The sequence below is a fragment of the Halomonas pelophila genome (assembly GCF_040196315.1).
In the GTDB taxonomy this organism is placed as follows: Bacteria; Pseudomonadota; Gammaproteobacteria; order Pseudomonadales; family Halomonadaceae; genus Halomonas; species Halomonas pelophila.
In genome coordinates this window covers 1-22,864 of record NZ_JBEGCI010000016.1, presented here as the reverse complement: position 1 = coordinate 22,864, position 22,864 = coordinate 1, and the positions used below count along the sequence as shown (strand labels likewise).

23 protein-coding genes, 1 tRNA gene and 1 pseudogene are annotated in these 22,864 nt (G+C 61.8%); 13 read left to right on the top strand and 12 right to left on the bottom strand.

Features of this window, described 5'->3' with window-relative positions; genetic code table 11:
- The 3 genes from bioD to bioA all read left to right on the top strand — a co-directional run bounded on the left by bioD (window position 1) and on the right by bioA (window position 2,325).
- Entirely contained in the window at window positions 1-702 is a 702-nt protein-coding gene (gene bioD, locus ABE957_RS15645) for a dethiobiotin synthase (protein WP_349759596.1), read from the top strand.
- A gap of 44 nt (window positions 703-746) precedes the next feature.
- Window positions 747-831, top strand: a tRNA-Leu gene (locus tag ABE957_RS15640).
- A 222-nt stretch (window positions 832-1,053) separates the two neighbouring features.
- Window positions 1,054-2,325, top strand: a complete 1,272-nt coding sequence (gene bioA / locus ABE957_RS15635; protein ID WP_349759595.1) for an adenosylmethionine--8-amino-7-oxononanoate transaminase — start codon at window positions 1,054-1,056, stop codon at window positions 2,323-2,325.
- 4 nt (window positions 2,326-2,329) lie between these two features.
- Here bioA and ABE957_RS15630 read toward each other — a convergent pair whose 3' ends face one another.
- Window positions 2,330-4,354: a CocE/NonD family hydrolase gene (locus ABE957_RS15630; RefSeq protein ID WP_349759594.1), complete on the bottom strand. Its 2,025-nt coding sequence runs from the start codon at window positions 4,352-4,354 to the stop codon at window positions 2,330-2,332.
- Between the two features lie 32 nt (window positions 4,355-4,386).
- Window positions 4,387-5,697, bottom strand: coding sequence for an ATP-grasp domain-containing protein (locus ABE957_RS15625; RefSeq protein ID WP_349759593.1), 1,311 nt, complete (start codon window positions 5,695-5,697; stop codon window positions 4,387-4,389).
- Window positions 5,698-5,962: 265 nt separating this feature from the next.
- Between ABE957_RS15625 and ABE957_RS15620 the strand changes: the two genes are divergently transcribed.
- The 3 genes from ABE957_RS15620 (at window position 5,963) to ABE957_RS15610 (ending at window position 8,220) form a co-directional block, all read left to right on the top strand.
- Window positions 5,963-6,265: a winged helix-turn-helix domain-containing protein gene (locus tag ABE957_RS15620; protein ID WP_349759592.1), complete on the top strand. Its 303-nt coding sequence runs from the start codon at window positions 5,963-5,965 to the stop codon at window positions 6,263-6,265.
- A gap of 55 nt (window positions 6,266-6,320) precedes the next feature.
- A complete protein-coding gene (locus ABE957_RS15615) occupies window positions 6,321-7,940 on the top strand; it encodes a hypothetical protein (RefSeq protein WP_349759591.1) in 1,620 nt (539 codons plus the stop codon).
- Window positions 7,941-8,061: 121 nt separating this feature from the next.
- Complete coding sequence (locus ABE957_RS15610) at window positions 8,062-8,220, top strand: helix-turn-helix domain-containing protein (protein ID WP_349759637.1); 159 nt, start codon at window positions 8,062-8,064, stop codon at window positions 8,218-8,220.
- On the opposite strand, the gene ABE957_RS15605 is transcribed toward ABE957_RS15610, so the two are convergent.
- The 3 genes from ABE957_RS15605 to ABE957_RS15595 all read right to left on the bottom strand — a co-directional run bounded on the left by ABE957_RS15605 (window position 8,203) and on the right by ABE957_RS15595 (window position 9,425).
- Window positions 8,203-8,562, bottom strand: coding sequence for a hypothetical protein (locus tag ABE957_RS15605; protein ID WP_349759590.1), 360 nt, complete (start codon window positions 8,560-8,562; stop codon window positions 8,203-8,205). The two genes, ABE957_RS15610 and ABE957_RS15605, sit on opposite strands and share 18 nt — an antisense overlap.
- Before the next feature lie 102 nt (window positions 8,563-8,664).
- On the bottom strand, window positions 8,665-9,063 hold the full coding sequence (locus tag ABE957_RS15600) for a GFA family protein (protein WP_349759589.1): 399 nt from the start codon (window positions 9,061-9,063) through the stop codon (window positions 8,665-8,667).
- 107 nt (window positions 9,064-9,170) lie between these two features.
- Window positions 9,171-9,425 carry a hypothetical protein gene (locus ABE957_RS15595; protein WP_349759588.1) on the bottom strand — a complete coding sequence of 85 codons (255 nt, stop codon included), beginning with the start codon at window positions 9,423-9,425 and terminating at the stop codon, window positions 9,171-9,173.
- 203 nt (window positions 9,426-9,628) lie between these two features.
- On the opposite strand from ABE957_RS15595, the gene ABE957_RS15590 reads away from it, so the two are divergent.
- Window positions 9,629-9,820: a hypothetical protein gene (locus tag ABE957_RS15590; protein WP_349759587.1), complete on the top strand. Its 192-nt coding sequence runs from the start codon at window positions 9,629-9,631 to the stop codon at window positions 9,818-9,820.
- A 104-nt stretch (window positions 9,821-9,924) separates the two neighbouring features.
- Here ABE957_RS15590 and ABE957_RS15585 read toward each other — a convergent pair whose 3' ends face one another.
- From ABE957_RS15585 to ABE957_RS15575, 3 genes are all read right to left on the bottom strand, one after another.
- A complete protein-coding gene (locus tag ABE957_RS15585) occupies window positions 9,925-10,746 on the bottom strand; it encodes a 2-keto-4-pentenoate hydratase (protein ID WP_349759586.1) in 822 nt (273 codons plus the stop codon).
- 400 nt (window positions 10,747-11,146) lie between these two features.
- A complete protein-coding gene (locus tag ABE957_RS15580) occupies window positions 11,147-11,665 on the bottom strand; it encodes a DUF2141 domain-containing protein (protein WP_349759585.1) in 519 nt (172 codons plus the stop codon).
- 391 nt (window positions 11,666-12,056) lie between these two features.
- Window positions 12,057-12,527, bottom strand: coding sequence for an MgtC/SapB family protein (locus ABE957_RS15575; protein WP_349759584.1), 471 nt, complete (start codon window positions 12,525-12,527; stop codon window positions 12,057-12,059).
- Between the two features lie 437 nt (window positions 12,528-12,964).
- Between ABE957_RS15575 and ABE957_RS15570 the strand changes: the two genes are divergently transcribed.
- A complete protein-coding gene (locus tag ABE957_RS15570; protein ID WP_349759583.1) occupies window positions 12,965-13,171 on the top strand; it encodes a transposase in 207 nt (68 codons plus the stop codon).
- Window positions 13,172-13,322: 151 nt separating this feature from the next.
- Here ABE957_RS15570 and ABE957_RS15565 read toward each other — a convergent pair whose 3' ends face one another.
- Window positions 13,323-13,694 (bottom strand): histone-like nucleoid-structuring protein, MvaT/MvaU family, encoded by a 372-nt coding sequence (locus tag ABE957_RS15565; protein ID WP_349759582.1) that lies wholly within the window; start codon window positions 13,692-13,694, stop codon window positions 13,323-13,325.
- A 547-nt stretch (window positions 13,695-14,241) separates the two neighbouring features.
- On the opposite strand from ABE957_RS15565, the gene ABE957_RS15560 reads away from it, so the two are divergent.
- Together ABE957_RS15560 and ABE957_RS15555 are read left to right on the top strand one after the other, a co-directional pair.
- Window positions 14,242-14,844: a class I SAM-dependent methyltransferase gene (locus tag ABE957_RS15560; RefSeq protein ID WP_349759581.1), complete on the top strand. Its 603-nt coding sequence runs from the start codon at window positions 14,242-14,244 to the stop codon at window positions 14,842-14,844.
- Between the two features lie 105 nt (window positions 14,845-14,949).
- Window positions 14,950-15,174, top strand: coding sequence for an amphi-Trp domain-containing protein (locus tag ABE957_RS15555; RefSeq protein WP_349759580.1), 225 nt, complete (start codon window positions 14,950-14,952; stop codon window positions 15,172-15,174).
- A 740-nt stretch (window positions 15,175-15,914) separates the two neighbouring features.
- Here ABE957_RS15555 and ABE957_RS15550 read toward each other — a convergent pair.
- A pseudogene (locus tag ABE957_RS15550) lies at window positions 15,915-16,013 on the bottom strand (transposase); the annotation flags it as partial.
- Window positions 16,014-16,830: 817 nt separating this feature from the next.
- Between ABE957_RS15550 and ABE957_RS15545 the strand changes: the two are divergent.
- Complete coding sequence (locus ABE957_RS15545; protein WP_349759579.1) at window positions 16,831-18,123, top strand: cation:proton antiporter; 1,293 nt, start codon at window positions 16,831-16,833, stop codon at window positions 18,121-18,123.
- Window positions 18,124-18,535: 412 nt separating this feature from the next.
- Here ABE957_RS15545 and ABE957_RS15540 read toward each other — a convergent pair whose 3' ends face one another.
- Window positions 18,536-19,642 carry a histone deacetylase family protein gene (locus ABE957_RS15540; protein ID WP_349759578.1) on the bottom strand — a complete coding sequence of 369 codons (1,107 nt, stop codon included), beginning with the start codon at window positions 19,640-19,642 and terminating at the stop codon, window positions 18,536-18,538.
- A 391-nt stretch (window positions 19,643-20,033) separates the two neighbouring features.
- Between ABE957_RS15540 and ABE957_RS15535 the strand changes: the two genes are divergently transcribed.
- A complete protein-coding gene (locus tag ABE957_RS15535) occupies window positions 20,034-20,417 on the top strand; it encodes a hypothetical protein (RefSeq protein ID WP_349759577.1) in 384 nt (127 codons plus the stop codon).
- 190 nt (window positions 20,418-20,607) lie between these two features.
- Here the strand turns inward: ABE957_RS15535 and ABE957_RS15530 are convergent, their stop codons facing one another.
- Window positions 20,608-21,783 (bottom strand): diguanylate cyclase domain-containing protein, encoded by a 1,176-nt coding sequence (locus ABE957_RS15530; protein WP_349759576.1) that lies wholly within the window; start codon window positions 21,781-21,783, stop codon window positions 20,608-20,610.
- Between the two features lie 480 nt (window positions 21,784-22,263).
- Between ABE957_RS15530 and ABE957_RS15525 the strand changes: the two genes are divergently transcribed.
- On the top strand, window positions 22,264-22,864 hold a 601-nt coding region (locus ABE957_RS15525; protein ID WP_349759575.1), incomplete at its 3' end, for a Crp/Fnr family transcriptional regulator.

Here is a 22,864-nt window from a genome sequence, read left to right as displayed (position 1 = left end):
ATGCCCGCCTACTTCGTGACCGGCACCGACACCGACGCCGGCAAGACCCTCGTGACCAGCGGCCTGCTCGCCCTGGCCCGGCGCCGCGGCCTCACTACCCTGGGCCTCAAGCCCGTGGCCTCCGGCTGCAAGGAGACCGCCCAAGGGCTGCGCAATGCCGATGCCCTGGCCCTCGAGGCGCAGACCCGACCGGCCCTGCCCTACGCGACGATCAACCCTTTCGCCTTCGCGCCCGCCATCGCCCCGCACCTGGCCGCTCGCCGGGCCGGGGCGGCACCGACGCTCAAGGCGCTAGACGACCATGTCCGGGCGCCGCTCGACCTCGATCGCGACCTGGCACTGATCGAGGGGGCGGGCGGCTGGCGAGTGCCGCTCAACGACCGCGAGGACCTGTCGGGGCTGGCGGTGCGCCTGGAGCTTCCGGTCATTCTCGTCGTGGGGCTGCGCCTCGGCGCCATCAGCCATGCCCGGCTCACCTTCGATGCGATCCGCGCCGACGGCCTGAGGCTGGCCGGCTGGGTGGGCAACCTCCTCGATTCTGGCTTCGCGTCGGACGATGCCCTCTACGGCGACAACCTGGCGACCCTTGACGCCACCCTCGATGCCCCGTGCCTCGGCGTGGTGCCGAGGCTCGCGGCCGAGGGACACGAGGCGCTGGCCGCGGCGGCCGCCGACCACCTGGTGCTGCCCGATGTCGATTGACTTGCGCGAAGGCGTCCGTAGAATGTGCACGCCTGCCTATCCGTGCGGATGTGGTGGAATTGGTAGACACGCCAGGTTTAGGTCCTGGTGCCTTCGGGCGTGGGAGTTCAAGTCTCCCCATCCGCACCATCTCAGCTCAGCATTGCGTTCCCTCTCGCACCGGCTTTCCTCGAGAAAGCACGGCACCTTTTTGTGCCCATCAGTTTTGTGCCCATCAGTCGCGCGTCCGTCATTCGCGCGCCCCGCCGCGCCCTGTTCCATCGCCCGGCACGCGCCCAACGGCCGCCACTCGTCCAGCGCCCGTCACGTTTTGACCATCCTTCACTCTCTGCCGATTCCTCGGAGGCCCTCATGACGTCCCCCGTCTGGCACCCCTATGCCCACCTCAAGACCCAGCGCCCGGCCCCCAAGGTGGTCGGCGGTGAGGGGGCGAGCTTCACCCTGGAGAGCGGCGAGACGCTGCTCGACGCCACCTGCTCCTGGTGGTGCATGATCCACGGCTATCGCCACCCGCGGCTGGTCGAGGCCATCCAGCGCCAGGCCGACGAGCTGTGCCACGTGATGCTCGGCGGCCTGACCCACGAGCCCGCCGACCGCCTGGCCAGGGAGCTCGTTCGCGTCACGCCGGAAGGCCTGAACCACGTGTTCTTCTCCGACAGCGGCTCGGTGGGCATGGAAGTGGCGATGAAGATGGCCGTGCAGTACCACTATCTGCGCGGCAAGCCGGCCAAGCATCGCATGCTGACGCTGATGAAGGCCTATCACGGCGACACCGCCGGCTGCATGGCGGTGTGTGACCCGGAAGAAGGCATGCACTCGCTCTTCTCGGGTTTCCTGCCCCAGCACCACTTCGCCCCCGCCCCCACCGCCCCCTTCGAGGCCAGTAAAGAGGAAGTGCAGGCCGACCTCGACGCCCTGCGCGGCGTGCTCGAGGCCCATCATGAGGAGATCGGCGCGCTGCTGATGGAGCCGCTGCTGCAGGCCGCCGGCGGGCTCAACATGACCTCACCCCACTACCTGCGCGGCGCCCGCGAGCTCTGCGAGGAGTTCGACGTGCTGCTGATCTTCGACGAGGTGGCCACCGGCTTCGGGCGCACCGGGCGGATGTTCGCCGCCGACCACGCCGACGTGACGCCGGACATCATGGTGCTCTCCAAGGGGCTGACCGGCGGCTACCTGGGCCACGCCGCGACGCTCGCCACCGACAGGGTGCACGACGCCTTCGTCGGCGACAGCGAGCTGCACGCCTTCATGCACGGCCCCACCTTCATGGGCAATCCGCTGGCCTGCCGGGTGGCGCTGGAGAGTCTGGCGGTGTTCGAGGAGGAGGACTACCTGGGCCGCATCCAGGCGCTCAACGGCGTGCTGCGCGAGACCCTGGTCGACGATGAGGCGCTGCGCGCCCATCCCGAGGTCGAGGATGTCAGGGTGCTCGGCGCCACCGCGGTGATCGAGGTCCACGACGCCGCCACGCTCAAGGGCGTGGCCGACTTCGCCCGCACCCAGGGCGTCTGGCTGCGCCCCTTCGGCCGCTGGCTCTACACCATGCCCGCCTACATCACCAGCGATGCCGAGATGCGCCGCATCACCGACGTCATGAAGAGCTGGTTCCAGGACGGCTGAGCAATCAGACCAGCGAACGCGGCAGGCGCAGGTCCCAGCTGCGGCAGAAGACCCGCGTCTCGCCCTCGTAGGCGTCCAGGGTGGCGTGCAGCCGGAAGGTCTCGGCATCCGAGGTGAGGCGCGTGCGCGTCACGGTGCGCACCGCCCAGTCGCCCCGGGCCAGAGAGCGCTCCCAGTGGGTCGTGCCCTCCAGGGAGTCGACGTCGTCGTCGCGGCAGGCGTAGGTCTCCACCGCCCGGGTCGCCACCTCGATCCCGGAGTCCTCGAGGCGGATCCGGCCGTTGTCGTTGATCACCTCGAGGATCGAGAGATCCTCGGCGAGGTCGCGATGCACGTACCAGTTGTGGTGGCCGGGCTCGAGGCGCGTGATCTCGATGCTCGCCGCCGCCTCGGGGGCGGCGAACGGCGCCAGCCGGCTGTCCTCCTCGCGGGGCGGACGCACCGGCAGGTGCAACACGCAGCCTCGGTCGAAGAGCGTGAGACGTACCGGCTCGGGCGGCGCCCAGGCCAGCGGCCAGTAGGAGGTGGAGAGCGACAGCCGCAGCCGGTGACCGCGAGGAAATGCCTGGGCCACGTCGTTGAGCTGCAGCCGAACCCGGTAGTGGCGGCCCGGCTCCAGGGGGCTCGGCGAGGCGTGGCTCTCGCGGTGGGTCAGGTTGAGCAGGCCGTAGGTAACCCGGGTGGCCTTGTCGTCGGGAGCCACGTCACACAGGCGCGCCGCCACCATAGCCACCGGCCGATCGGCGGCCAGCTCCAGCTCCACCACCGCCGCCCCCATCACCTCCAGCGGTGCCTCCAGGGGCGGACTGTCGAAGGTCAGGGCGCCGCCGTCCTCCTGGCGCTGGTCGTGGGCCAGGTCGGGGCCGGCGGCATAGGAGCACCACTTACCGGCGAAGAGCCCGCAGGTCAGCGGCGACTGCACGGTCAGTTCGTGCTCCTCCTCGCCGGGATGCCCGTCGAGGTGCAGCCGATCGGGCGAGAGCGGCAGCTTGACCTGCACGATGTTCGGCGACGGCCAGCAGGGCTCGGCGACCCAGCGCCCGGGCCGGCAGCCGACCTGCGTGGTCGGCGGCATGCTGTCCTGCATCCACACCTTGAGCGCCGGCTCCACCTTGACCCCGGTGTCGCGCCCCTTGAGCCACTGGTCCCACCAGCGCACGCACTCCTGCAGGAAGCCGATGGCCGGCCCCGGCTCGCCGAGATGGGGATACTTGTGACTCCAGGGGCCGATCAGCCCCTGGCAGAGGCCGGGCAGGCTCGCCACCAGGCGCTTGACGGCATTGGAGTAACCATCCGACCAGCCGCTGACCGCGAGCACCGGCACCTCTACCCGCGAGAAATCCTCGCAGATCGAGCCGTGGCGCCAGTAGGCGTCCCGGTGCGGATGCTCGAGCCAGGTCGCGAGCCACAGCCCGCTGCCCGCGAGGCGCCGGTGCCACATCACCCGCCACTCATCGCCGACCACGCTGGGGTCCGGTGGCAGCGAGTTGTAGGCGAACATGGTCGAGGCCCAGGAGAGGTTGTCCCCCAGCAAGCAGCCGCCCATGTAGTGGACGTCGTCGGCATAGCGATCGTCGGTGGAGCAGACGCTGACCACCGCGCCGAGCTCGGGGGGCCGGCGGGCCGCCAGCTGCAGGCCGTTGAAGCCGCCCCAGGAGATACCGATCATGCCGACCCGGCCGTCGCACCAGGGCTGGGCGGCCAGCCAGCGCAGGATCGCCTCGCCGTCCACCAGTTCCTGCTCCAGGTACTCGTCGGTGAGCACGCCCCCGGAATCACCGCTGCCGCGGATATCGACGCGGATCGAGGCGTAGCCGTGACCGGCGAAGTAGTGATGGTGCTGGGCATCGCGCCGCGCCGAGCCGTCGCGCAGCCGGTAGGGAATGTACTCGAGGATCGCCGGCAGCGGCCGCGATTCGGCGCCCGCCGGCAGCCAGAGGCGTGCGCAGAGCTCGACGCCGTCGTCCATGGGAATCCACACCGGATCGTGGCACTCCACGCGATAGGGAAAGTCGGTGACGATGCGCATGGCCTCCTCCTCTCGTAGTGGCTGGCGACGGCTCAGGCCTCGTCCCGGCCCTCGTCCGACAGCGGCTCGATCTCGAACGGCAGCATGCGCCGGCACTGCGCGATGCGCGCATCCAGCGTCTCGCGGTCGTCCGCCCCGACGAACAGCACGCCCAGCTCCCAAGAGAAGGAGTCCTGATGCTGAAGCTCGGACAGCCACATGCCCTCCGCCACGTTGAGCTGCACCAGGGTGCCCGGAAACGCCGCCTCGACGCGGCGGATCTCCGCCTCGCTCGGCACCCGGCTCACCCGGCCATCGTCGAAGACTCGCAGCATCTGCTTGGCGGCCACGCCGTAGCGGCCCTCGCGGTGGGGCATGCGCGGCGCCATTCCTAGTGCCACGTCGACCATCACCTGCAGGTGCGGCGCCCCGTCGACCAGCTGGAAGAGCGCCGCGTGGGAGCGCGAGATGCGCGCATTGACCTCCAGCAGCCATAGCCGGTCGCTCTGCTCGTCGTGGAAGAACTCGATGTTGAAGGGGGCGTCATCAAAGCCGATCTGGGCGATGAAGCGCCGGGTGAGGTCCAGCATCCGCCGTTGCAGCGCCTCGGGCAGCGAGGAGGGATACTCGTAGCGCAGCAGCACGGAAGGGTGCTCGGTGTCGCGCAGGCTGTCGACGATGCCCACCAGATGCACCTCGCCGTTAAGCACATAGCCCTCCAGGGTGACCTGACGGCCTGCCGAGATGATCGCCTCGGCGATACAGTGATGCCCGGTCACCGCCGCCACCTCGTCGGGCAGCGCGACATGGGCACAGACCTCATCGAAGGGTCGGCCGAAGCGCCCGATGCCCGCCCGGATGAGCGGCAACACCTCGCGCAGCTGGTCGGCATTCTCGATGCAAAACCCCAGGTGCGACGAATGCGCCTTGATCGGCTTGAGCCAGAACGGGTAGTTGATCTCGACCGACTCGACGGCACGCTCGTCGAAGGGGTCCAGCGCCTGGAAGGCCGGCACGCAGTCGGGCACCGAGCGGGCCTGCTCCAGGCGACTCCAGTACTTGTGCTCGCACTTGAGGAAGGCCGCGAGCGACGGTCCGGGCAATCCCCGGGCCTGGCGCAGCACCGGCAGCAGCCCGCTGGTGGGAAAGTCCCAGTAGCCGACGATGGCATCCACCGGGCCGTCGAATCGTCGGAGTTCTTCCAGGGCGCTTTCCACCAGCCGGTCGAAGGGGTACTCCTCGGCGTGCACCACCTTGTCGAGAGTCAACAGCGGATGAAAGGCATACTGCTCGGCGTGACGAAGGTGCGGCAACATGCGTTGCGCCAGGCGGTCCTGGCCGACGATGAAGACGTTCCAGCTCATGGGCATTCCTCCAGACGGGCCATCCCATGGCAGCGGACCATCGCGTCGCGTCCCACCCTTCATCATGGCAAGCGATTCACGAATCCGCCTCCGGGATATTCGCCGCCCTCGCCCTTTGCGTAAGCGCCCGCCGGGCCTCGGCGGCAGTAGGGGGCGTGGCAGCGAAGTCGACCAAGCCGCTAGACTGCAGGCAACGAGGCGAGGCACGCCCAGCCGTGTCGATCGCCCGAGCCCGACTCACGTCAAGCCGTCAAGGATGCCCCGCATGACCCTGAGCAAGACCCGAACCAGCTTCTACCGCCGCCTCTACGTGGCCCACCTGGTGGTCAGCGGTGCCTCCAGCGTGCCGGCCATCATGGAAGCCACCGGCATGCCCCGGCGCACCGCCCAGGACACCCTCGCCGCCCTGGCCGAGTTGGACATGGTCTGCGAGTTCGAGCACCTGCCCGGCGAGCGCCACAACATTGGCGCCTACGTGATTCGCGACTGGGGCCCCATCGACCCGACCTGGGTGGCCAACCACGCCGACCGGCTGCGCCAGGCCCTGGGCTACCCGCCGCGGCACTGAGAGCTACGACAGCACTCCAGGGCATGCCGACCCGGCCATGAGAGGTGCCCTCGTGATGAGCCCGTACTGGCTGCTTCCCGCCTTTCTGCTGCTGTCCTTCGAACTGCGCCTGGCCGATACCCTGAGCTTCCACGCCGCTCTCGCCTGCAGCCCCCTGGCGGCGATGGCCGGCGACCGCCTGGGATGGCGCGGGGTGGGCCTGGTCGCCGTCGGCGGGCTGCTGCTGCCCGTCGGCCTCTATACCCCCCTCGGCGGCTTTCCCGCCCGACTGGATATCTACCTGGTCTCGCTGGCCCTGGCGGCGCTGCTGGCAACCCGTTGGCCAGTGCCGGACCTGGCGCGCACCTTCCGCCCGAGCGCGGGCTTGTTCACCGTCCTCGCCCTGCTGCCGCTCCACGTGGTGGTGGCCCGGGAAGGGCTCGACAGCGGTGTCATGGTGGTGGTCAGCGTCGGTCTGCTGCCGCTGCTCTTCTTCCTGCTGTTTCTGCTCGGCTGGGCCCGGGCGCCAGCCGTCCCGGTGCTGGCTCCCCTGGGCCTGGCAACGGCCGCGGGGATCGCCCTCGCCCTGCTCGATGGCGCCGTGCTCGAACTCCCCAGCCGGCTGCACTACCGACTGGATACGCCGGCGGACTTCCTGACCGGCGCGGCCTGCTTCCTGGCCGGCCGATACGCTCGCCTGCTCGTCCTCGAGGAGGCATCGGATCGAGCACTGCCGCGCCGGCCCCTGGTCCCCCTGGCCCTGCTGCTGACGCTGTGGGGCGGATATCCGGCCTGGCAGGCTCTCGTTGAGCGCTCGGTGGAGCACGCCACCCTGGTCGATCAGTTCGCGCCCGTCGGCAGCGCGCTGGCCCTGCCCCTGGCGGCCCTGCTGGCCGGATGGCGATACCGATGGCGCGGCATCGCCGGCCTGATGCTCATCGCCGCCGCCGTGGAGGCCGCCGGGGCGATGCTGGCCTGGGCCAGCGCCAACCTCGGCACCCTCGTGGTGGTCATCGCCTTCGGGGCGCTGGGCAACGGGCTGCGCGACCGCCGCGATGGCACGCGCACCGCCTGGCCCTCGGGGAGCCGGGCCGGCCTGTTCCTGGCCGGCATGGTGAGCCTGCCGCTGATCCTCGGGCTCGAGCTCGACGAGGTGCGGGACCTCGCGATCCTGGCGCTCGGCGTGGCGGCCCTCCTCGCGCTCCCCTTCGTGTTCCGGGTGCTCCTGCGCCGGGCCGGCCTGTGGTTGAGCGAAACGTCCCGGCGCGGCTGGATGGCCCTGACGGGACTAACGCTGCTGCTGCTCGGGCTACTCCCCCATCTCCAAGAGGCCCTGGGCGCCCTGGGAGCCGTCCTGGCGGTCATCGGGTTTGGAGAGGCCTGGGGCTGGCGTTCGGACGAAGCCGTGATCATCGGCCTCGGCGTCCTGGCCTACCTCGCCATGCTGCTGACGGCCGTGGGCGCGGTCCTGAGGCGGCTGCCCGCGGTGCTGGCAAGCGCCAGGGAACTCACCCGCTGGTGGAAGACCCATCGACAACAGGGCCACCAGGTGGCGACGGCAGACGCGATGGAGAGCGACTCCGCCACGGCGACATGGCTCCCGCGCCTAGCCAGGGGAATCGGCTGGATACGCAACGCCCTGATCCTTGCCGCCGTGGTGATGGCCCTGTTGCTGATGATGGATGAGTTGTTCTAAGAGCGGCGATGTCTCAAAGGCCGCCATCGGCGAAACGTAGCGACCGGCCCCCTCATGAAAACGCCCGCGGCGAGTCGGGCATTAGGGGTACGTCCCCGATAACGATAACGAAGGCGAGTTCCTGCCCAGCGAGCGCCACGACATCGGCGCCTACGTGATTCGCGACTGGGGGCCCATCCACCCGACCTGGGTGGCCGACCACGCCGAACGGCTGCGCGAGACCTTAGGCTACCCGCCGCGGCACTTAGGCCGCGCCCCGTCGTCAGCCGTTGCCCTTTGAGGGGAAGCGATAGCCGAGGGCTTCCAGGGCCGCCCGGGACGGGGCCGCCGGCGGCGCGGCATCCTGCGCGTTATCCGCCGCCCCGGGCAGCGCCACCACGCCGGCCTCGGCGTGCTCGACGCCCACCACCTCGCCGCAGCGGCGACAAGACAGGCCCACCCCGCCCGACGCCTCGCGAGAGACGAGCTCATCGACGCCCTCCCCGACCTGCACCGCCTCCAGTGGCCAGAGGGTGGCGGGCTCGCCCGCCGGGTCCACGGCGCCGCCGAGCGGCGCCCCGCAGACCAGCAGGCAGACCGCGCCACAGTCGCAGGCCAATCGCTGATAGAGACCGTTGCTCATCGTGCCCTCCTCGATCGATGGATAGCGCCTGGCGACAGGCGCCTCGAGTGTGGCAGCACTGCTCACATCGGCCCACCCCGGTTCGGCATGAGGCTCGGGGCCTCAGGCCCTGCCCGGCGGCCACTCCGGGTGGGCGGGCACGGCCTCGGGAGAGAGCCAGGCGACATCGTGCGACGTCCAGATATGCGCCTCGGGCCCGACGCCGGGGTCGTCGTCCAGCGTCGCGACCCGCACGATGACGTGCGCCTGCTGGGCCCGCTCCGCGACGAGATGCGTACCGCACACCGAGCAGAAGTGCCGCACCTTTCCGGGGCTCGACTCGAAGCTCGAGAGCCGGTCTTCCCCGGCGAGCCAGCGGAAGTGTGACCTCTCGACCCCGGCGGTCGGCACGAGGGGCGCCGCATGCGCCTTCCGGCAGGTGCGGCAGTGGCAGAAGCTGATCGGCCCATCCTGCGCCGTTACCTCGTAGGCTACCGCCCCGCACAAGCAGCTTCCTTTCATGATCGCCTCCTGTACTTACCCTTGTACTCACCTTCACTTTAAAAAACGTCGCATGCCGGTGAAAGCAGCGCCCCTGCCTTACAACGAGGCTTAGGGTTTAATCCCCCCTACGCCACGTCTATCCCTAGGCTCCGCAACTTCTTCGCAAGCTCATCGAGCGAGCCTTTATACTCCCAGTACATCTCTCGCCCATCGGCACCAGACACCAGCACGTATTGCTCACTGATCGAGCGAATGCGTTCCACCGACACCAGCTTTCGGACGAACTCCCCAGCCGTCACCGCTTCCTCAATCGGCTGGTTGTCCGAGTCAAATCCGTGAAAAATCAGAGCTGTGTTGACTTCCATATCTACGTATTCCATCGCTATTCCTAGGCGTGGATCCGGTGACGCTTGAGGTTGAACGTGCTGGAGCACGCTACAGGCACGTCGCCAACGGTCGCTTGTACGATCCATCAGCCGAGACAATCCGCCCACATTCCACTTATCCCAGAAGCTTGCTTGTGCCAAGTGCGTGCGCCGATGATCCGCAATTTGTATTGAATCAGCAGTAACTAATCAGCCTAATGGACCAGGCCCTGGAGAACCACCGGCGACAGCCGGGCCACCTGTTGGCGACGGCAGACGCGATGGAGAGCGACTCCGCCACGGCGACATGGCTCCCGGGCCTGGCCAGGGGAATCGACTGGATAAGTAAAGCCCTGATCCTCATCACCGTGGTGATGACTTTGTTGCTGATGATGGATGAGTTGCTCTAAGAGCGTCGATGTTTCAAAGGCCGCATTCGGCCAGAAGCGGACGTTGAGAGCACGCTGATATAACGTGGAGTTAACCGCAGGGATAGGACAACTTCGCGGCCTCATCACGGAACAAGTTCCACGGCAAGGTTCGGCAGCGCGATACCTTGTAGGTTCGTTGCCCATGACTCGCCGGGGCGAACGGCTTGAGCCGTTGTGATGGTGCCAGTCGTCACGATCTCATTGGCTTGCAGAGACAAACTTTCTGGCTGTTTGGAAAGCACCGTAATTAGGTGCGCCAAAGCCATCAATGGGCTACCCAGCACGTTGGCGCCCTTACCGACTTCCCGTACTTCTCCGTTGCGTGAAAGCGCAACGGAGAATGATTCGAGAGCGGCAACTGGGTCGGATGCGAGTTGGTCGATGGGTACTGGCTTACCCAGAAGAAGCGTTCCGTGCAAAGAACAATCGGCGACGGTGTCTGCAGCCTGAAATTTCCAGCCCGGGTAGTGGGACTGTACTATCTCGAAGGCGTGAGCGGCCCAATCAATGGATGCAAGTAGCGAGGAGAGGTCAGCACCTACAGGTGGCGCTGAGCGAAAGTGGAAGACAATCTCAGGCTCGATCTTTGGCTCGGTAAACTGGCCGACGCTACAAGTGCCACCGGCCATGGGCAAGCTCGTGACCGTTTGATCATATACGTAAGCCCAGATGGGCTCTTGGACACCGTAGATGGCCCACATGTCGGGATTCGTAAAACCGATTTTTCGGCCTACGGGCACGACGCCCTCCGACAAGCGAGCATCATGAACGAGTTTCGCCACAGCGTAGGCCGACGGCAGATCAAATGCTGGCACATGCGAAGTAAACGGCTCGATCTGTTGCACTTTTAACTGTGCGGCTCGTATCTGTAAGGCGATATCTTGAAGTTGCGGAGCAGCGAGCATGGCGATTACCCTTGGTAGCCTAACAGATATTAGACGGAGCATTCGTTTTTTGCCTTGAGCGCGCAGACGCATTCAACTATGTTATGCCGCACCCAACAAGCTTACCGACCCATTGAAATTTCAATAAATCAAGTATAGCTAGGCAGGATAAAAAATGAAAAAAACCTCCGCCTTTGCCAGCATGGCCGTTTTGGTCCGCCAACTCCTCCCTTTTTTAAATCAGCATATCCTGAACTTCAGGAGCCGGCCAAGAGCAGATGTTAAGAATATACTGATATGAAAGGGGGAGCTAAGCGGCGGCTGCAAAGCCGAGGTCCGCTTGAGCGACGTGTTATGCGAAGCAAACTCTGAATGGGCGTGCTGGATTTAAATAACTCTTCGGTTTCCATGAGAAGATCGCTCAGTAATTCAAGCTGATCGTCATATCTAGGTTTTGCCCACCGTATGGAAAACTAGCGGCATCGAATGAAGGTGCACTCAACCTGGCTGTTGCGTCGTTTGAAAATCCGTAGCCTTCCGTGGGGACCCCCAGCCAGTTGGCGTCAAGCTTTCCGTTCATGTTTTCATCATGAATGACGGCCAACGCATACGTCCCCGGCGGTATGCTTAAAAAGTCGCAACGCGCCTGTGTATCCCGAATTTTTATTACCATGATATTAGTTGCGGAGTGAAGAAATTCAGTAGGGAAACCCACTGGCGATGCGAAAAGCGCGCACGCTACGGCTCCCGTGCTGTTATTTATGTCCAAAATCTTTACATGAATTCCCGAGCATGGTGATTGGGCTAGGACACTGGCGGGAAGATTCGCCAATACCAGCACTGCGCACAATGCTACACAGCGAACGCTCATGGGAACCCGCGTCACCAGACGCCTGACAGAGGAGGCCAACGCGGACTTTCGAGGAGTTAACTCACTCATGATCTCCCTCATGGCTCCGCTCTGCGTAGCCTAGTTAAATCCCCCACTGACGCCGGGCGCCATGAGAGGATAGATAGAGGGCTCCCCGAGATGGCATCAGGGCCTGTCCCCGGTTGCCCCGGGTGACCGCACCGGCAGCATCTTTGCCGGAAAGCCCTTCTTAGTCATTAACTGCCGTGTAAGTTTACTCAGTATAGGCTGAAGTTTTGCATCCGGCCAGAAGCGGACATTCGAAAAAGGCTGATATGATGTGACGAAGGACCTGTGATCACCAGCGCGAAGCACGAGTGTCACATGACTGTAGGTGTAGAGAACGCTTTCACCTAATTGGTCAGGTGTTACACCGGTGCTCTGATAATGATTTAACGCTTGGATTTCTGGGTTATGGAATTTATTTACGAATCAATCTAATAAAGAAAGGCATTACATATAGTACCATCCAAGCCAAAGCCGTACACAGTACAGCGGTTTGTTCACGCCCCAAACCAACGGCTATTCCTATGGCGGCCGTGAACCAAATGCCAGCCGCGGTGGTAAGCCCTGTAGCACCTTGGTTATCTTTGCCAGTGATGATGGTTCCCGCACAAAGAAAGCCGATGCCGGCAATCACACCCTGAATGACACGACTCATCTCCGAATCCGAGATACCAGCTTGCTGCGGAATAAAAATAAATAGTGCAGCCCCCATGCAAACCAACATATGGGTGCGTATTCCAGCAGCCTTTCCACGCTGTTCTCGCTCGAGCCCAAGCAGGCCACCCAAGAGGGCAGCGAGTAACAATCTAATCACAACAACTACGAACTCACCCAAATCATTAAAATCCGAAAACTCAGATGCTACAATATACCCGATGAAATCCATGTATTCATCCCTATAAACCGTGACTCATCATTTGCTCTGCAAACATTATCTTATCATTTTTGAAGACAAGGCAATAGTAGCGTCAGCTGAAGCTTTTGGAAAATTAATGTACTTCCAGCGCCCGAACTTCCACAGATGCAAGCGTAAGTTTCTGATCTTAGGCAAACACGTTGGCAGGATTGGCACCACTGCAATCATTAACCGCCGTAGATGCTTAAATTAAAAAAATATCAAGTCTCGTATCACAACTACGTAACTGCCCGATACTGGCGAGCCGGCCAGAAGGGCAACATCATAGTATAGCCGTTTTGGATAATAACGCCTGCATTTTCCAAAAGCGCCCGATTTTTACTGAAAACTGACTTTCTCGCCAGAAACCGGTCCACCGGCAATGTGAGATTTCCGCTACGTTTACCCAGATAGCAGGAGATCTCGCGTTGAAGAGTATCCTCCATACCGCAGAGCATATCATCAGCATCCTCAAGACCAATAAACGTGGCGTGTGTATAGACGAGCTGGACCGGCAGTATGGCGTGACTGAGCAGACCATCTATCGCTGGAAGGCCAAGTACGGAGGCATGAAGGTATCTGGGCGAAACGACTATGGCAGTTGGAGGCAGCCCCTGTCTGAACTTGTTGCTTGAACACTCTGCTCCACGAGTGCCCTCAGATTCTGGAGGCCATCGAAATTGCGTATCAAAAGCACGTCGTCAGGCCACAGCCAACAACAAACCCCAAACCCTATGCGGGTATGGGGTTTCATGATCCAACATTGGCGCCTAGCGGTGAACTGAATCAGCCCTCAGTGCGGACAAGCCAAGTCTCGACGGTCTCATCACCATGAGCTTGCTTCCAAGCCTTGAGCGTCTTCTGGTTTCCACCGCGAGTCTCTACTACTTCACCCGTGTTCGGGTTCTTATAAATCTTCAGCTTGCGTTTGCGGCGAATTCCGGAGGAAGCCGAAGCGGATGAAGCAGCAGGTTGTGGGTTCAGTAAAGAAAGCACATCAGTGGCGCTCTTGTCGAACTCTTCCATCAGCGCCTCGAGCTTGTCCTTGAACTCAATCTCAGCTTGTAGGCGCGGATCGTCCTTCATTTTTTCAAGCTTTTCGGCCAGCTCCTTCAGCTGCTGCTCTTGCTGGGCGTAGGTTGTCAGGAGGCTTGACATAGGATTGCTCTCTATCAGGGTAATTAACATCTGGCATAATAATTAACGATAAAGATAAATGCAAAGAAATTCTTGCTTTCATGTCCTGTGTCGGTGGCAAAAAAGAGATGGAGGTGCACGGGTGTGGCTGGAAATAACAACTGTTCGAGCTAGACCGCAAGCGCAGGACTGAGTCCAATATCCCGAATGGGGTTCACATTTACGTTGTAACTGCTCAATGGGTAAGGATAGTTAGACACACACTCCTGTTGTCCGACGCGGTGAATCCGACCAGCCAACCGGTCAAGTGCCGTTCTGCATGGGTAACAACCAAGGAGGTTCCGTAATTTGGCGGCATGGGTTGTGGTAATGGTTTACGCTGATAAGGATATTTCCATTGACCTTCCCTGTCATATACTCCTCATTTCCCTTTCACGGAACTGGCTGGCAGTAGTGAATGACGAGGGAAGCGCTACGGGAATAGACGTGCAAAGGCAGGTCTAAACCGGCCTTTGCCACGAGGCGAGATCAGCCGGGAGGAGTACCAGCGGGTAAAGAAGGATTTCGAATGACGGTACAGGACCCCATGTTTCCCGCCAGTGCCATGCCAGACAGGGACTGGTGGCATGCTCTATGGCCTGACCCCGACAGGGTTATCAAGACTTTGCGTATCGAGCAGGGGATGAAGGTCGTCGATTTGGGCTGTGGCGATGGTTATTTTACCGCCGCCATCGCCCGCCAGGTGGGCCCGGGGCGCGTAATCGGTCTCGACCTCGACCCAGTCATGCTTGAGCAGGCGCAAGCTACGTGCACAGGGATGGAGAATTGTAGCTGGGTGCTGGCGGACGCCATGGCTCTTAGTCGTCTTCTAGATCCCTCCGTGGACTATGTGCTGATTGCCAACACCTTTCATGGAGTACCGGATAAGACCGCCCTCGCCCAGGAAATCGCTAAGGTCCTGAGGCCGAACGGCCGGCTGGGTATCGTTAATTGGCATCCCATACCAAGGGAGCAGACGACTGTTCTTGGGCAGCCGCGAGGTCCCAAGACCGCGATGCGCATGTCTGCGGAACAAACCCGAATGCTGGTCGAGCCTGCTGGCTTCAAACTGGAGGCTCGGGTCGAACTTCCTCCATACCACTACGGCGAAGTTTTCATCCGTTGCATCTGATCACCCGGTACCCAACAATTAGAGAGTGTGGATGACCTGCTAGACTGGATTCGAGCCTGCGTGTGCCATAGGCGCTGGCATATCGATATCACCGAGGAGAGAAACATGGGAACAAAAGAAGAGAGAGACGTAGAGAAAGGCTATCCGAAGGCCGACTTCGTGGCCAAGCTACGGCGACTGGCAGATGCCATCGAGAGCGGCGAACGTTTCGATATTCAGATTGCCGGCGAGCGGATCTATGTCCCCGTCAGAGCCAAATTCACTATCGAACACGAACGATCAGATGATGAAGAAGAGGTTGAGTTTCAGATCAAATGGCAAAATGACTAGGCCAGATCGTCTGATGGGGCTGTCGTACCTCGATCAGCGATAGAAGTACTACCAAGTCTGAAGCAGCCGGGCAGTGGCTATCAGATTGGAGGGCATCTGTTGTGTTCGTTCATTCGGTTGTCATAGGCCTAGAACTGCCCGCCGGCTGGGCTATGAGAAGTGCATCTCCAAGGACGGCTTGTTTTTTAAGGTACTGCTCACGGGCCGCTTGCGGCCAGAAGCGGACATTTAGCTATTGTTAATGTGGCGCCCGCCTCTATAGGCGTTAAACGCTCAGAGTAGTGGGTAGTTTGGCATCCTCAAGTAAAAGATTGTGCTTTTTCTCAGAACGGTTATTAGCACCTTTCTTCCCACCTAGTGAAGTGAGTGGCATAGGAGCGTGATTCTTAAGGATATTTTAAAAAATGATCCGCCACATTACCAACACGCCCACCAATTTTTGTTGATTTCGTGGCTATTTCGCACTGTAGGCGGAGCTATAATTAACATTTTGCCTCCCGATGCCGGCTCGAAATGCTCGCACGCTCGAAACTCGACTTTGTGGAGGGTGGGTAGCTCCGGCCACATGGATATGTGGTCAAACATCGCTACCGAGGCATGGAATTATCAATCAGACGAAGCCGTTAGCTAACCACCTGGATTTTAACAGGCAGCCCCCTTTCCGGCGACGACTGGTGCAATGGTCCACCAGATGCTCCCTGGGAGACACAAGAAGCAAGGACACCAATGCATTGACCTTACGCGGGGGTTCTTATGAGCGATCGCCACTGATAGAGACTGTAGACGGATACCCCCAGCCGAGTGGCCACTTCCGTAACGGGATGGCCTCGTTCCGTCACCTGCTTGACGGCTTAGATCTTGAATTCTTCGATATATCACTGGTGGCTCATGGGACCTCCTTGGTGCCTTCAGTATAAGGCCTGGAGGTGTCTACGAAACCGGGGGCGATTCATTATAAGCGCAGGTGATGTGGCACGGGAGTTCGGCATCATGTCCGGTGCTAGCTCTGGTTTTGCTACTCTGCCGATGACGACCAGCACACCCTTGTGCCCTTGCCCGCCGGCTTCAGTGGCACGCCCACCAAGGAGGCAGTGGTGGGCGCGATCATGGATCACCTCGGAGGTGTCGAGACTACCTTGCGTCATCGAGGGAAGGGAAGAATTCCCTGCTAGAATGGAAACAAGGCTGGTGCTGCATCGGGCACCAGCGATGACACAATAATCAAGGAGAGAAGCCACGTGGCTCCAAGGAAAAAGAGGCGTGGAAAAGGGTTATCCGGGGGCCGATTGTGTTGCCAAGTTACGCCGTCTGGCAGATGCCATCGAGAAGAAAGAACGTTTCGAGATATGGGTCGCGGGTGAACGCATCTAGCCCCCCTCCGGGCCGAATTTACTATCGATCACGAACGCGACGGGGATGAGGCAGAAATAAAATTTCAAATTAAATGGGAACACTGAATGGTTTGGCACATACTATACAACCGCATCTATTCCACGGCCTTTTATGTAGAAGACAACCTACCACGTGGAAACATGCCTTGTGCAGATGAGCCATCTTTTCCGCCATCGCAGAGGGGGTTGACCAGGGAAGGCTCGCTGATTGGTCTATCACTCGGCTTGCGCGGTTAAACGAACATACACACTAGCCGAGTTATCTATGACAACCGCCACTTGGTTTATCTTGATAGGCTCACTGCTTTTGGTAGTGGGATTCACTTTTTCCTACATTAAAAGTGTGCCGACCACCTCTGCCATTGTGTACCTTGTCATCGGGTGCATTTTTGGCCCCATGGGCTTAGAACTATTTCATTTTAATCCGCTGGAAGAGTCGGGATTGCTGGAGCTCCTGACCGAGATTGCCGTATTGATTTCGCTATATTGCGCCGGCGTCAAAATGCCAGCGCCAGTGAGCTTGAAGCGATGGCAAAACCCCATGCAACTGGCGGTGCTTTCGATGATACTTACGGTCGGATTAGTGACGCTTTTCGGCTACTACTGGCTTGCTCTACCGCTTGGGGCCGCCGTGTTGCTAGGTGCCGTAGTCGCACCGACTGACCCTGTTTTGGCGACCGAGGTTCAGGTCCGTAGCGCAGATGATCCTGACGAACTACGTTTTTCATTGACCTGCGAGGCCGGAATGAACGACGGCAGCGCCTTCCCATTCGTGATGCTCGGCCTAGGGTTGCTGGGGCTGCACGACCTTGGTGATGGCGGATGGCGGTGGCTGGCAGTGGATGTGCTCTGGGCAAGCGGCGCAGGCATCGGTATCGGCATCTTGGCGGGCATTAGTGTCGGTTGGTTAGTAACCAAGATACGCACTCGCTTTGTGGGTACTTCCTTTCTAGAAAGTTTCCTCGGCCTGGGGCTCATCTCATTCGCTTATGGAATCAGTCTGCTAGTGGATGCGTGGGGTTTTTTAGCCGTGTTCAGTGCTGCGGTTGCTTTACGCCACACCGAATTGAAATTGTCCGGACTCAAACAAGATTATTCGGCACCTGTCGAGGCAAGTCTAGAAGGAGAATCTCAGCCCATATCGCATGTGCACGTGAGTGAAAGCTCGCTGGTATTCAACGAGCATCTCGAGCGTCTGGCAGAAGTCGTGCTGGTTCTGCTGATAGGTGGCTCGCTCTTCTGGGACTCCTGGAGTTGGCGAGCCGTAGGGTTCGCGGCCTTTCTATTTCTAGTCGTCCGCCCCATCAGTGTACATCTTGGCATGTTGGGAAGCAGGGCATCCATGCGTATGCGCCATCTCATGGGCTGGTTTGGCGTTCGTGGTATTGGCTCGCTTTACTATCTGATGTATGCCATCCAGCATGGCCTGCAAGAAGAAATAGCACTGGAATTGATGCACCTTACCCTAATAGTGGTTGCCATATCGATTCTGATTCACGGAATTAGTGTTAAGCCCACTATTGCTCGTTATTGGCGTTCGCGTAACATTAGGCATTAGCGGCATATTGAACTTCGGATTTTCAATTACCCAAGGCCTACCATCTACGATCTTGCTGCTCATCCGTCAGAGAAGGCAGCCAGGCGGTGGGAATACGGAAACCTATGGCTCGACACTCGTTGCCAGGACGATACAAAAGCAATCAAAAAAGGCCGTCACATTCCATCGGCAGGAGAGATTGCGGTGTTATCGACTTTGCGGGATAACGATAAACCCAGGTTGGGTTTTAACAATACTCGCTGGTGGTGATAAGTAGAATTGGCAGATTCGACTTTTCGGGCAAAGCCTGGCGCTTGGCAAACCGAAGGCACTCGTCCCTACGATGGACTACCCGAACCATCAACTGTTCTTCGATACGCTTGCGCAAATAAGAAGATTTCGCTCATTGGTGCCCGTCCCCGATGGCCCTTGGTCAATCCGGGGGTGGCCCGGCGAAGGCACCGCGGTGAAAGGCTGCCGCGGCCTCGACTTCGGCGATGCCACGCTGGCCGGGTTCCGGCGGCTCCGCGCCGGCCAGCACATGAAGCACCGACCTGACACCGCGTGACAGCGAGATCAGGTTGTAGCCACCCTCCAGCACGAAGACCAGGCGTCCCTTGCAATGCCGGCGGGCCAGGGCCTTGAGGATGTCGGTCATGGCGGCGAAGCCGTCATAGGAGACCTCCAGGGCCAGGTCATGGGTGTGCGGATCGAAACCGGCCGAGACCAGGATCAGGTCGGGCCGGAACCACTCGACCGCCGGTACCAGGATCTCGCGAAAGGCCTTGAGGTAGGCGGCGTCGCCGGCGTCGGCGGGGAGGGGAACATTGACGTTGGTGCCATCCCCGCGGCCCATGCCGACCTCCTCGAGACTCCCCGTACCAGGATAGAAGGGGGCGGCGCGATGCAGGTCGAAGAACAGCACATTGGGGTCGGCCCAGAAGATATCCTGGGTACCATTGCCGTGGTGGGCATCCCAGTCAACGATCATCACTCGCGTACAACCCAGTGCCAGGCGGGCATGAGCGGCGGCCACCGCCACATTGTTGAACAGGCAGAAGCCGCGGGCGCGCACCGGCTCGGCGTGGTGACCAGGTGGTCTCACCAGTGCGAAACTGCTCTCGGCTCTTCCCTCGACGACGGCCTCGACGGCGGCGATCGCCGTGCCGGCGGCCACCTCGGCGGCGTCGACGCTACCGGGTGACACGGCCGTGGTGTCCACATCCAGCCAGGCACTCTGGCCGCGAAGCACGAAGATATGGTCCAGGTAGGAGCTGGTGTGCACGCGCCCCAGCTGCTCCCGCGTCGCCGCCATGCCCGACTCGAAGGTCACGCCGGGAACCGGCTCGAGTTCCAGAAGGTGCCGGATGGTGGTGAGCCTGGCGGGGTGTTCTGGATATTTCCAGGGAACGCCCAGTCCCACCAACAGTGAACGGATACGATCGTCCATGCGACCCGGCAGGAAAGGCACCTCGATATCCGGCTCATGGGCCAGCATTCGCTCGTCGTAGAAGACAATCACGCTGTTCTCGTCGGCCACAGTTCAAACTCCGTGGGTGTGAAGCGAAACAGTGATTCAGGCCAAGTGCCTGACTACAGCATAGATGGGCAGGTCTATGGGGAAAGGGTGTCGACGAACTCACTCGGTGGCCAGGCACGCCGGCAGGCTCTTGCGCAGCGAACGGGGGTGATGCCCCGGTCGTCGACTGGCTCACACCAAGAGGCCACCGATCAGGAATCGGCGACCTGGGTATCTTGCGTAAGCCGGCCCGCGTGCTCAAAGATGTCTTGGCCTTGGTCGCGTCGAGCTGGGCATTGACCAGCTTGTCGGTGACGTCGACGGGCATTGCGCGCAGCCGCGGCATCTCGCTGGCCACGAGCCGCGGCCCGGTGGACCCCTTATGCCCCTCCACGAAGACCCGGAGCGGCCCTTGGCCGGCCTCGTGCATTTGCCCCAACATGTACTGGGCGTCGGCGGTGGTGGCAAGGCGGACGACTATCGGCAAGGCCTGGCGGTACTCCTGCCGCTCATGGCTCCCCAGAGTGTCGGTGTAGGTGTCATCGGCATTGGTCAGCGCGATGTGACCGAACAGGAAGCGCAGGAACACGAATTCTTCGAGGATGGTTACGAGGGCGTTTCCAGCGGGATGGTATGTCTCCGGCCGGCAGCCCCTCGGCGTCCGATGCCTTGCCGATCCCCTCGCTTTTCGCGTGTCTCAACGAAGCCCAAGAACGGAGAGAACCACCAGCACGATGACGACGGCGCCGACGATCCAGACGATGTTGTTCATGAGATACTCCTCTGCGGCGCATGATCCCGTGTGAGGACGCTGTGCCATGGTTGTGGTGATGGCGTCGCGGTCCCTGCGACGCGTGGTGCAACTCCCTGTACAGGCCTTCCCTTGCCTCACCCATGTTGATGGTATGCGATTGGCGCCCCGCCAACTGTGCGCTAGCGTACAGTGTGCCTCGCATCCGATGCCTGGCGGAACGCCCGGCCCTCCACTAGAAGTCGAGAACGAGTTGCGAGGGCTGGAGGGTGTGGTGCAGGCCTGGTTCGGTCCGCCTGCGTTGCAGGGGGCGGGTATTCATCTCGGCCGTGAAGCAGTGATGCCCATTTCGACCATTGCGCTTGGCGTGGTACATGGCCGTGTCGGCGTTGTGCATGAGGGCATCGGCATCGTCGGCATCATCCGGGTAGAGGCTGATGCCGATGCTGAGCGTGACAAGGAGTTGATGGCCATGGATGCAGTACGGCCTCCCGAGGACGGCGAGCAGTTTTGCCGCGACTCGGGTGGCATCCTCGGGTCGCCTGATCTCGGCGAGCAGGATCACGAATTCGTCGCCACCCTGGCGGCAGACGGTGTCGATGACGCGCATGCACTCCTGAACACGACTCGCCACCGCCTGGAGCAGGCTGTCCCCCACGGCATGGCCGAACGCATCGTTGATGGGCTTGAAGGCGTCAAGGTCGAGATAGAGCAGGGCGACCAGGTGGCGGTGACGTTGGGCCAGGCCAAGGGCGCGAGAGAGCCGTTCGGTCAGCAGGGCACGGTTGGGCAGTCCGGTGAGCGGATCATGCTGCGCCAGGTAGGCCATCCTCTCCAGCGTGACCTGTGAGCGAGTGGCGTCGTGGAACACGATCACGGCGCCGGTGACGCGACCCTCACGGTCGTGGATGGGCGCCGCGGAATCCTCGATCGCAAGCTTGCTGCCATCCTGGCGGACCAGCACGCAATCCAGGGCGAAGCCTGCCGTTCGGTTCTCCTCGATGGCGCGCCGCCCGGGGGTGATGACCGTGCGGTGTGTCTTGCCATCGACGAGAGGAAACACTCGCGAGAGTGGCGCGCCGATGGCCTCCCGTTGTGACCAACCTGTCAGGGTCTCCGCCACCCGGTTCATGTAGGTGACCGTCCCGCGGAGGTCGATGGTCAGGACGGCATCGCCGATGGCGCCGAGGGCCGCCCGGGCCCATTGCTTCTCGGCCTCCAGGGCCGCTGCGAGGCACCGTCTTGAGGTTCTGGTCGCTGTTCGCTCGGGAAGGGCCTCTGTGCGCGGAGGATGACCTTGCCGCAGCGGCTGCTCGGCAGGGAAGGAGGCGGAACCGAGTGGTGTCCAGATGGTGCCTTCCAGCAGCGAGTCGTCCCTCACGGGCTCGGCCTGGGAACGCGCCTGGCCCATGGGGCAGATGCCCAAGCGTTGGGCAAGGCTGGCATGGTCCGCTGGGTCGCTCGAGGGCGTGAGACAAGAGGCCTGGTCATCAGAAGGGCGTGCATTACCATGAGCCGGTTTCCTGTTCTGGCGATGTCTGATATCCGCCGGGACGGCGTTGCCTGACCCGGGCCTGGGAGCGCCTGGCCAGTATCCAGCGAGCGTAGTGGCGTGGCGGGGTCGCTTCCGTGCGTTAGCGTACACAGCATGGGCGTCGCGTCCTGCGCCTGTGTCGGCGGGGGGTGCAGCGAGTCAGGGTATCTCGATGTATTTCAGGGGTGATTGCCTGCCTGGTGCTGTCGGGCAGCCTGTTGCCTGTTTCTTGACGTGATCCGGGGTGAGTCCGGCTGGAAGTTCCAGCAGCTGCCCCGTATCGTCAACCACCTTCGGCCAAGTCCTCCCTGCCGGCCCTGCGGTCGGGGGGGCCTGCCCGCGTCGGGAGTGTCCGTCATGGCCCTGCTACATGATCCTCGCCAGAATCACCTGCTGGCGGCCCTGCCGCGGGATGAATACGAGCGCCTGGCGCCCCACCTCGAGCGGGTCGAGCTGCCGCTGGGGGCGTCGCTGGTCGAGTCGGGCATGATGATGCGCCATGTCTATTTCCCGACGGACTGCATCGTATCGCTGCTATGCGTCATGGAAGCGGGGGATTCGACGGAAATTGCCGTCGTCGGTGCCGAGGGGATCGTCGGCATCTCGCTGTTCATGGGCGGCGAAACCACGCCGAGCCGCGCCATCGTGCAGAGTGCCGGCAGTGCCTATCGCCTCAAGGGGCAACTGCTGAAGGACGAGTTCGATCGCGCGTCAGCGCTCCAGTTCAAATTATTGCGCTACACCCAGGCCCTGATCACCCAGATGGCACAGACGGCGGTGTGCAACCGGCACCACAGCCTGGATGAGCAGCTGTGTCGCTGGCTGCTGTTGAGCCTGGATCGCCTGCCGACCAACGAGCTGGTCATGACCCAGGAGCTGATCGCCAACATGCTCGGCGTGCGTCGAGAGGGCGTCACCGAGTCGGCCGGCAAACTGCAGAAGGCCGGGCTGATTGCCT

Bases quoted from the DNA above. Each gene is read 5' to 3' on its own strand.
- ABE957_RS15555 (WP_349759580.1), top strand. From the start codon at position 14,950: ATGGGAACAAAAGAAGAGAGAGACGTAGAGAAAGGCTATCCGAAGGCC.
- ABE957_RS15575 (WP_349759584.1), bottom strand. From the start codon at position 12,527: ATGGATTTCATCGGGTATATTGTAGCATCTGAGTTTTCGGATTTTAAT.
- ABE957_RS15630 (WP_349759594.1), bottom strand. From the start codon at position 4,354: ATGCGCATCGTCACCGACTTTCCCTATCGCGTGGAGTGCCACGATCCG.
- ABE957_RS15605 (WP_349759590.1), bottom strand. From the start codon at position 8,562: ATGAGCAACGGTCTCTATCAGCGATTGGCCTGCGACTGTGGCGCGGTC.
- ABE957_RS15585 (WP_349759586.1), bottom strand. From the start codon at position 10,746: ATGCTCGCTGCTCCGCAACTTCAAGATATCGCCTTACAGATACGAGCC.
- ABE957_RS15565 (WP_349759582.1), bottom strand. From the start codon at position 13,694: ATGTCAAGCCTCCTGACAACCTACGCCCAGCAAGAGCAGCAGCTGAAG.
- ABE957_RS15560 (WP_349759581.1), top strand. From the start codon at position 14,242: ATGACGGTACAGGACCCCATGTTTCCCGCCAGTGCCATGCCAGACAGG.
- ABE957_RS15545 (WP_349759579.1), top strand. From the start codon at position 16,831: ATGACAACCGCCACTTGGTTTATCTTGATAGGCTCACTGCTTTTGGTA.
- ABE957_RS15595 (WP_349759588.1), bottom strand. From the start codon at position 9,425: ATGGAATACGTAGATATGGAAGTCAACACAGCTCTGATTTTTCACGGA.
- bioA (WP_349759595.1), top strand. From the start codon at position 1,054: ATGACGTCCCCCGTCTGGCACCCCTATGCCCACCTCAAGACCCAGCGC.
- ABE957_RS15615 (WP_349759591.1), top strand. From the start codon at position 6,321: ATGAGCCCGTACTGGCTGCTTCCCGCCTTTCTGCTGCTGTCCTTCGAA.
- ABE957_RS15580 (WP_349759585.1), bottom strand. From the start codon at position 11,665: ATGAGTGAGTTAACTCCTCGAAAGTCCGCGTTGGCCTCCTCTGTCAGG.
- ABE957_RS15530 (WP_349759576.1), bottom strand. From the start codon at position 21,783: ATGGGCCAGGCGCGTTCCCAGGCCGAGCCCGTGAGGGACGACTCGCTG.
- bioD (WP_349759596.1), top strand. From the start codon at position 1: ATGCCCGCCTACTTCGTGACCGGCACCGACACCGACGCCGGCAAGACC.
- ABE957_RS15590 (WP_349759587.1), top strand. From the start codon at position 9,629: ATGGACCAGGCCCTGGAGAACCACCGGCGACAGCCGGGCCACCTGTTG.
- ABE957_RS15625 (WP_349759593.1), bottom strand. From the start codon at position 5,697: ATGAGCTGGAACGTCTTCATCGTCGGCCAGGACCGCCTGGCGCAACGC.
- ABE957_RS15600 (WP_349759589.1), bottom strand. From the start codon at position 9,063: ATGAAAGGAAGCTGCTTGTGCGGGGCGGTAGCCTACGAGGTAACGGCG.
- ABE957_RS15620 (WP_349759592.1), top strand. From the start codon at position 5,963: ATGACCCTGAGCAAGACCCGAACCAGCTTCTACCGCCGCCTCTACGTG.